This window comes from Corynebacterium sp. HMSC05D08 (assembly GCF_001807215.1).
Taxonomy (GTDB): Bacteria; Actinomycetota; Actinomycetes; order Mycobacteriales; family Mycobacteriaceae; genus Corynebacterium; species Corynebacterium striatum.
Genome location: NZ_KV788297.1, coordinates 1 through 546 on the forward strand (window position 1 = coordinate 1; position 546 = coordinate 546).

The following is a 546-nucleotide window of genomic DNA, read 5'->3' on the forward strand; positions in this document are numbered from 1 at the left end:
CTTATTTTAAGAGCATTACAGTGCAGAGTGGAACTATCAGGATTGAACTTCGTCGAGTTGAGATAGCAATGGTATTCCGCGAACCGCTGAGGTTAGCGTCATCATGGTGGCAATGAGCGCGATTGTTGAAATGAGTCCGAGTGTTGTTGAAGCCCCCCAGTGCTCAAATCCAAAGCCAGCGAGAAATGCTCCGAATGGCATGAGAAATATTCCAGGAATGGTAGAAGCTGTGGTTACTGCGCCCATTCGGTAGTCAGGGGTAATGGCGGCAGTAAAAGCCCCAATTGCAGTATTAAAAGACGCTAGGGGTAGACCCGCGATAAACAAAGCAATGATGGTGGCGACCGTATTGCTATGTAGTGTGGTAAGCACAATAAGGCTTATTGTGAAGGTAAGTAAAGCTATAGTGCCAAGTTTTCCTAGTGGTACAACCTCTGCTAGCTTGCTGGCCAAAAAAGAACCTACGATGACACCGGATCCAAAAGATGCTGAAATCAAACCGATAATGAATGCAGATTCTCCTGTAGCGCGGTATGAAAAAATCAG

General features: G+C 46.0%; 1 protein-coding gene. It reads right to left on the reverse strand.

From position 1 onward, the window contains the following. Positions 1–36: 36 nt before the first annotated feature. A partial coding sequence (locus tag HMPREF3148_RS13620; RefSeq protein ID WP_161798067.1) for an MFS transporter occupies positions 37–546 on the reverse strand: 510 nt, incomplete at its 5' end.